Below are 6,922 nucleotides of genomic sequence, written 5' to 3'. Positions count from 1 at the left end.
ATTCTAATTTTTTATAATATTCACTAGTAATGTTCCGTTTATCCTGATATTATACCGTTCATCTAAAGACATCCGGTTATCTGCATTACAGACCGTTCATCTGAATTGCTTCAAACCACTTTGTCGGATTTTCCCATATATGTTGTGTTTCTCCGTATCGAAGGGGTTTGAGCGGTTGAAACCGTATTGCTTAGATATTAAAGCTTCATGCTTTGAAATGAGTGAATTTTTGTTTTAAGTGTCGTAATCTCTTGCTAATTACTCCCAGCTGCAAGAGTTTCAGGGTTGCCCCCTTGGGCAGCCCTTCTTTTTTTATCCTCCATTATTTCAGTAATCGAGCCTTCCCTGTCCTATGCACATAGTCAAAATCGCAGGCAAGGCTGGCCTTCCCCTCAGCCTCCAATCTTCTTCAATTCATTATTCGTCATCACCAGCCAAACCTGTGCATTTTTAACTTGAGCCGCAGTACGGATGGCCGCTTCATCCATAATAGAAAATGCAGTAGAAAAAGCATCGGCAACCGCCGCACTTTCCACCATAACGCTCATGCTTTTATAGCGCGGCTGGCTTCCGCCTGTACGCGGATCAAAAAGATGGGTAAATTTGCCAGCTTCGTCCATTACCGTGCCATAGCCGCCAGATGTAGCAAAGGCTTGGTTTTTCATGGCAATGGTGGTCAGGATTTGGTCTTCTTGGTCGGGATTGCGAATACTGACATTCCACTCGCGCTGGTTGGCATTATCAAAGCCGTAAATTTCCCCCATATCAATCAATGCCTGGGTAACGCCTTGCTGCTTCAACAATTCGGCTACTTTGTCGGTGATATAGCCCTGCGCAATGCCGTTGAGCGACAAGCCCATGCCTTTTTGGGCAAAACGGATTTCTTTGGTATCAAAATCGACTTTGTTAAAATCCACTAATTCGAGCGTTTCTTTAATACTGCGTTCGGATGGCGGCGTTTCAGTTTTGGGGTTTCGTCTGAAGTGGTCGGCATACGGATTCCACAAAGGCTGAATGCTGGGATCAAATGCACCCTGCGTCAGCTGATGGATATCTCGGCTGATACTGAGCAGCTGCAAAAAATCGGATGGCGGATTTTTCAGACGGCCTTCTCGGTTTAAGCGGCTAATCATGCTGTCATCCCGATACAGGCTGAAGATTTTTTCCAATCGTGAAACTTCCGCCAATACTTTGTTGACCAGTATTTCCGCCTGCTTGCGCTCAACGCCGAACAAACGCAACTCCGCACCCGAACCCAACGCAATACCTCTCCAAATAACTGGCTGCTCTTCTTGATTCAGGCTGGCCGGATGAGTCGGCTGATTGGTTCTGCGGCTAATGGCAAAGGGAATGCCGACACCAGCGGCAAGTGTGGCGGCGATGGCAAGGAAACGGCGGCGCGTTAAGGGGGTGGACATAAAGTATTCCTTGGATTTTTATCTTTACATTGAAAGCCGCATTCATTAAATCATCAATCGACAGCTTCCAACATAAAGGCCGTCTGAAACAGTTTCAGACGGCCTTTATTGGTTGTTTTATTTGAAAATGTATTCGTCGGGCATCTCTGCAAAACCGACTACTCTGCCGCCTTTCTCTTTGGCGAATTTTTCAGCCTGAGCCTTGTCGGCAAACGGAAGCGCGTCTTCCGCACCCATGCCGCCGATAAAGCTGCTTTCGATGACGTAATAGGCTTTTTTCGCATCTATCCATTCGGCGTCGGCATTGGGTTTTTCCCAATCTTTGACTTTGCCCATATCGGTAACATAGATAGCATGAATGCCTTTGGGCTCTTCAGGCAGTTTAGTGTAGCCGAACATCTGCTTGATGGTGGAAAACCAAACCGGTTTGTCAGGTTTGCCGTTCAAGAAGATTTGCGCTTTAGGGCCGTTGTGTTCGGTCAAGTTCATGCTGCAGTAATGACCGACTGCACTGTCGCTGATTCGTTGGGGCGTAGGCGGAGGAGTATTTTCCTCTTTGCTACAAGCAGATAAAGCAAGGATGGTGAATGCTGTAAATAATATTTTTCTCATATTTGTCTCTTTCCGAAAATCCAGGCGGCCAAGACCAAGGGAATGATAACCCATAATACCTGCGCCGTCAGCAAAACCGGCATAGTCAGGCTGATTTGATCGCTCAAACCGGCCATCCCTGCGTACATCGCGGTGTTTTCATAACCGGTCAGGTTGAGCAGACGGTAAATGTCGGAAGGATTGAACAAGAGAATGGTTTCTACAACAGGCGCGGTAATAACTTGTTCAGTATCGGCAACCAAAACACCCAAAAGCGCCATATCGAAAATCACCACAAAAAACAGCCATACGCCGATGGCGATACCGGCGGCAGTACCGCGTTCTTTGACTTTTGCGCTAATCAAATAACCCATAGACAAAAAGGCTGCACCAAGAATCACACTGGCAACAATCAGGAGGGCAAAAGGTTTCCATGCGGCAAGGTCAAAGCCGCCGTTGGCAAGCTGGAGGGTAATGCCCGCCAATCCGTAGCCTGCCGTGGTGGCAAGGGCAAGGATGATGAGATGGCCGATAAATTTGCCGGCAAGGATTTGGTTGCGCGAAATCGGATAGCTCAACAACAGCGCCATCGTGCCGCGTTCGATTTCGCCAATCAGCGCATCATAAGAGAGCAACATCGCAATCAGCGGAATCAGGAAAATCGACAGGCTGGAGAGGCTGACAACGGTAACGGTCAACGGATCGACTTTGACTGTACCGGTAGGCGAGCTGCCCAGGAAACCCAATGACAGGGCAAGCGCGGCAAGCAGGAGTGCGGCGGCGAGGACCCAACGGTTGCGCAGGCTGTCGCGGACTTCTTTGCCGGTAATAATCCAAACGGGGTTCATACGTCTTCCCTTTTTAAGAATTGTGCGTACATATCGTCAAGTGTCGGGGTATGGATATCGATATAGGCAAGGTTGCCCAAATCACCCAATTCACTCAAAAGCCCCATACGCTCTTCGGCTTTACATTGCGCTTTATACGACAGCCCGTCTGAAAGCGGCTGCCAACGCTCGCTCAACGGACGCGCTTCTTTCAAACGAACATTGACGGTCAACGGCAAACCACTTTGAACATGCAACTCATCCATGCTGCCATCGGCAACTTTCACACCGTTTTTCATGACGATAATGCGGTCGGCGTGGCCATCGAGTTCGGCAAGCGCGTGCGTGCTGAGCAATACGGTTGCACCGCGTCCATTCAGTTCGCGCACGACTTCGTAAAACATTTGGCGTGAAGCCGGGTCAAGGCCTGTGGTCGGTTCGTCAAACAATAAGACTTTAGGCTCGCCCAACAAGGCTTGTGCCAAAGCGAGACGTTGGCGCATACCTTTGGAGTAAGTGCCGACACGGCGGCGTGCCGCTTGAGAAATGCCGACGCGTTCCAACAACTCACGGTTTTTCCTCAAGGGCTGTTTTTTAAGTTTGGCATAGAAATCCATGGTTTCAATGCCGGTCAATGAAGGATGAAGCGCGACGGTTTCAGGCAGGTAGCCGATTTGGCTGCGAAGCAGTGCGCCTGCCTTACTGCCGGTACGCTCGCCCAGCAACATGACTTCGCCTTCGGTCGGCGTAATCAGGCCGAGTATCAGCTTCATGATGGTGGATTTGCCTGCACCGTTATGCCCTGCCATGCCGACGCTTTCGCCTGCTTTGAGGACTAAATCGACTTGGTTGACGGCTTTTTGACTACCGAATTGTTTGGTCACGTTTCTTAATTCGACGTGGTTGGTCATGAATAATTCCTTTGTGCCGTTTCAGACGGCCTCATGAAAAAGGCCGTCTGAAAACATGTTTAATTCAAAGATCCGTTTTCGGCATCGCTCCAATCGGATTGGCGCGTACTGGCTTCGTGCAACAGCTCATCCTTCATGGCTTCGTATTTGGTGCTTGTTTTGTTGCTGATCGGTTTCATCAATGGCTTACTGTCGATGACGCCGCCCGGCAAAATAGCGGGGAACTGAGATTGCGCCCATTTGACAATGCTGACGGCAGGACTGTTCATCAGCAGACGGGACACGGGGGCGCGCCAAATGATTTGGTCGATAATGCCGTTCGGTCGATAGGCGTTGTCGCCAAAACCATCGCCATCAAGATCGAATGTACTGTTGTCGCTCCAATAATTGCCTCGGCCGCCCTCTCCCCAATCAAGGAAACGGGTGCTGACGTATTTAACTTGGCTTTCGTTGTTGATAAACGAATTATTGGACAGACTTGTGCCTTCAATAGCCGCGGTAAAGTGAATGCCGATTTGACAGTTTTCAAAATGGTTGTCAAAAATTTTATTGAAGTTGGCGTTATAGGCGAATACGCATTTACCGGCTTTGTTGATAATGTTATCGTTAATATCGGAATGGTTGACGTAATTGAGCATAATGCCTTGGTCACGGCTGCCTACGGCGATATTGCCATACACTTTGAGACGCTCTGAGAACATCAACACATAGCCCATATTGTTGCCGACAGAGATGTTGTTGCTGACCTCGCTGTCGTTGGTGTACATATAATGCACTGCAAAACGCAAATCGCTGAAACGATTGCCTTTATAGGTATTGTTTGTACTGGTATTAGAAAAAATACCGTCACGGCCTTTGGAAATATCGTTGTCGACTACTTGCGCGCCCGGCGCATTCCAAACCGTTACGCCATTACCGCGCTCATTCACACGCAATGTGGCTTCCCCGACAATCTTATTTTCGCGCACCATCGATTCTGCCGCGCCATGGATGTATACGCCGACTGAGTTGTCCAAGACATTATTGTGTTCAACCAATGCTCGCGGAGCCGTTTCCTCAAGATAAATCCCTGCATCCATGGCCGGCAGGCTCAAGCCTGAATTGGAAACGGTCAGATTGCGCAGAGTTACGTCAGGCGCATGAACGGCAATGGTACGCCCGCTCCTGTCGCCGACAATCTTGGCGGAGCGATCGGCCGGACCTTCAATGGTAATCGGTTTGTCGATATAGAGTTTGGTCTTGTATGTACCGGAGGCAAGCTTGAGCGTATCGCCGGCTTGGGCGCGCGCTAAAGCATCATTGAGATTGTCTTGTGCGGATACGTTGATGACTGAGGCAAAGGCCGTCTGAACCATACTGCCCAATAGCAATACGAATGCGGCACGTTGCCATTTGGAACGATGGGATGGTGTATGCGTCATAATTATATCTCAATTTCAGACGGCCTGTTTTCTACATGGTAAACATATGCAGAAACAGGTATTTTGATGTTATAGCAAAGCTGTCTGATGATGGCTTATATCTCATTGCAATATCTGCAGACAAACAGCTTTGCTATAAAGGCCGTCTGAAAGAATGTCTTTTCAGACGGCCTGAAGGATTAAATCATCAAACCAAAATTATTTTGGTTTAACAATCATTTGACCTGACATTTCCATGTGCAATGCGTGGCAGAACCATTGGCAGTAATACCAGTGTACGCCTGGACGGACTGCTTTGAAGGTTACAGAAGATGTCGCTTGCGGGCCGATCTCCATAGCGATACCGTAGCCTTCCAAAGTGAAACCGTGAGTCAAGTCCTCAATGGTCTCAACGTTGGTTACGTATACGGTCACTTCGTCGCCTTGGTTCACTTCAAATTGAGGGATACTGAATGCAGGCGCAACGGCAGTCATGTACACGCGTACTTTGTTGCCTTCACGTACGACTTTAGCGGCTTTTTCCAGCTCAACACCGTCTTTTTGCGCTTGTTCCAAAGCATCTTTCCAGAACCATGGGTCTTTGCGGTCCCAAGTTTTGCTTGGGTTCACTTTGGAAGCGGAAACCAGACAGAAGTCATGTGGTTCTGCAAAAGTCGGGTTGTCGTGAACCAGACGCATTTCGTCGCCGGAGATGTCGATTAATTGGTCACACTCAGGTTTCAGAGGGCCTGCGTTCAGGAAGCGGTCTTTGGAGAATTTGTTCAAAGACACCAACCATTTACCGTCGGCTTCTTTAGTTTCACCCATGGTAGTGTGGTTGTGACCAGGTTGATAGTGAACGTCCAATTTTTGTTTAATCGGATCGATTTTCTCGCCTTTGTAGGCTTTAATCGCATCGTCGATGTTCCATTTCACCATTTGGCTGTCGATAAACAATGTAGTATAGGCATTGCCGCGACCGTCAAATGCAGTGTGTAATGGGCCAAGACCCAGTTGAGGTTCAGCTACGACAACATCGCGCTCTTTAATTTTGCCTGCAAACAAATCGTCCAGTTTGCTGACATCCAATACGGTAACGGTTGGAGACAGTTTACCGTTGAGCATGATGTATTTGCCGTCAGGGCTTGCGTTACAGCCGTGAGGAGAGTTAGGTACAGGGATGTAGCGGGTGTATGGAGAGTTGGCTTCTGCACGGCCGTCCAACATTTTCACGCCGTTAACTTCTTTGAAGTCGCCTTTTTTGATGCCTTCTTCGATAGCGGCCAGGTTAAATACTACACACCAGTCTTGCTCGTTAGAAGAAGCACCTTGTACAGTCAGAGCGCGTTCAGAGTTATAGCAGGTAGAGAAAGAGTATTTACCTTGGTAGTCGGCATCGCCGTTGTCCAAGTTACCGTCTACCAAAACTTGCCATGCGATTTCCATGGTTTCGCCGTCAATTGCGGTATAAACGGCATTCCAAGTTTTCGCATCATCCCATTTACCTACGCCGTCAACTGGAACAATGTGTTCGCCGTTGGCAAAAACGTAACCGGTTTTCGGATAACGTTGCGGACGCAGACCGTGGATACCTGAAGCATTAGGAATATCGATGATTTTATCGGTTTTCATTACATCCAAGCGGACGCGGCAAACACGGGTGTTTGCTTTATCGTTGGCGTAAGCATAACGGCCATCGTAAGTTTGGTCGGTGAAAGACAAGTGCGGGTGGTGCAAGTCGCCGTTAGGGTAGCAACGCAGACCGCTGTCTTGCA

Annotated in this window: 6 protein-coding genes; all 6 read right to left on the bottom strand. The window is 48.6% G+C overall.

The genetic code is table 11. The features are described 5' to 3' along the window. Nucleotides 1-392 precede the first annotated feature (392 nt). Nucleotides 393-1,418: an FAD:protein FMN transferase gene (locus ACTHUE_RS09060; RefSeq protein ID WP_440423317.1), complete on the bottom strand. Its 1,026-nt coding sequence runs from the start codon at nucleotides 1,416-1,418 to the stop codon at nucleotides 393-395. Nucleotides 1,419-1,535: 117 nt separating this feature from the next. Next, complete coding sequence (locus ACTHUE_RS09055; RefSeq protein ID WP_070459272.1) at nucleotides 1,536-2,030, bottom strand: nitrous oxide reductase accessory protein NosL; 495 nt, start codon at nucleotides 2,028-2,030, stop codon at nucleotides 1,536-1,538. Beyond that, entirely contained in the window at nucleotides 2,027-2,857 is an 831-nt protein-coding gene (locus tag ACTHUE_RS09050) for an ABC transporter permease (protein WP_070459269.1), read from the bottom strand. Before ACTHUE_RS09050 ends, ACTHUE_RS09055 begins: the two co-directional genes overlap by 4 nt. Continuing rightward, complete coding sequence (locus ACTHUE_RS09045) at nucleotides 2,854-3,747, bottom strand: ABC transporter ATP-binding protein (RefSeq protein ID WP_070459265.1); 894 nt, start codon at nucleotides 3,745-3,747, stop codon at nucleotides 2,854-2,856. Before ACTHUE_RS09045 ends, ACTHUE_RS09050 begins: the two co-directional genes overlap by 4 nt. Nucleotides 3,748-3,806: 59 nt before the next feature. Beyond that, the gene (locus ACTHUE_RS09040; protein ID WP_070459262.1) at nucleotides 3,807-5,168 is read right to left on the bottom strand and encodes a nitrous oxide reductase family maturation protein NosD; all 1,362 of its coding nucleotides are present in this window, start codon (nucleotides 5,166-5,168) and stop codon (nucleotides 3,807-3,809) included. A gap of 198 nt (nucleotides 5,169-5,366) precedes the next feature. Next, nucleotides 5,367-6,922: TAT-dependent nitrous-oxide reductase (nosZ, locus tag ACTHUE_RS09035; RefSeq protein ID WP_440402901.1), on the bottom strand; the 1,556-nt coding region annotated here is incomplete at its 5' end.

Source organism: Neisseria sp. P0021.S005 (assembly GCF_051956955.1).
This window is presented reverse-complemented; position numbering and strand designations above follow the sequence as displayed.